Below are 1,034 nucleotides of genomic sequence, written 5' to 3' on the forward strand. Positions count from 1 at the left end.
GCGAGCAGAAACCTCAGGCCACCCAGAAGATCGCGGCCGGAACCCTCGGTGAGGCGATGGCGCAGCGCGGCCCGCGCTCGACCGCGGCCAACCGGTCGGCTCCGGGTGGCGCCGGGACGCGCCCCGGATCCGGTCCGGGCACCGGCGGACGCCGCGCGGTCGCCGGAGGTACGCCCCCGTCGGGTCCGCCGCCGCGCAAGGGCAACGGCGGCGGTGACGGTCCGGGTGGGTCGGCGGGCAGGGGCCCGAAGACCAAGAAGAAATCGCCGTGGCGCATCGTGCGCCGAGTGATCTATGTCCTGGTGGCATTGGCCATCGTGGTGCCGAGCGCGGTCTTCCTGATCGCGTACACGACGGTCTCGATACCCCAGCCGGGCGACCTCAAAACCCCTCAGGTCGCCACGATCCTGGCCTCCGACGGCACCACGCAGATCAGCAGAATCGTTCCGCCGGAAGGTAACCGGACCGACGTCACCATCGACCAGATCCCGCCGCACGTGCGCAATGCGGTGATCGCGGCCGAGGACCGGGACTTCTACTCCAACCCGGGCTTCTCCATCAGCGGTTTCGCCCGCGCCGCGCGCGACAACCTGATGGGCAAGGACACCGCCGGTGGTGGTTCGACGATCACCCAGCAGTACGTCAAGAACGCGATGGTCGGCAATCAGCATTCGCTGAGCCGCAAGATGCGCGAGCTGGTGATCTCGGCGAAGATGGCGCGGCAGTGGAGTAAGGACGACATCCTCACCGCGTATCTGAACACGATTCCGTTCGGTCGCGGCACCTTCGGCATCGACGCCGCGGCCAAGGCCTACTTCGGCAAGTCGGTCGAACAGCTGACGGTCGAAGAGGGCGCGATGCTGGCCGCCACCATCAACCAGCCGTACGGCCTGGACCCGGAGAACAACCCGAAGGGCGCCGAACAGCGCTGGAACTACGTCCTCGACGGCATGGTCAAGGCCGGTTCCGTACCCGCCGCCGAACGCGCCAAGATGGTGTACCCGAAGGTTCTGCCGTCCAGCGCCAACAGCGAC

1 protein-coding gene is annotated in these 1,034 nt (G+C 68.0%); it reads left to right on the top strand.

All coding sequences use genetic code 11. The features are described from left to right. The coding region (locus ACGF5C_RS35280; RefSeq protein ID WP_393308824.1) for a transglycosylase domain-containing protein at window positions 1-1,034 on the top strand (1,034 nt) is incomplete at both ends.

Source organism: Micromonospora sp. NPDC047620, assembly GCF_043205005.1.
Lineage (GTDB): Bacteria > Actinomycetota > Actinomycetes > Mycobacteriales > Micromonosporaceae > Micromonospora.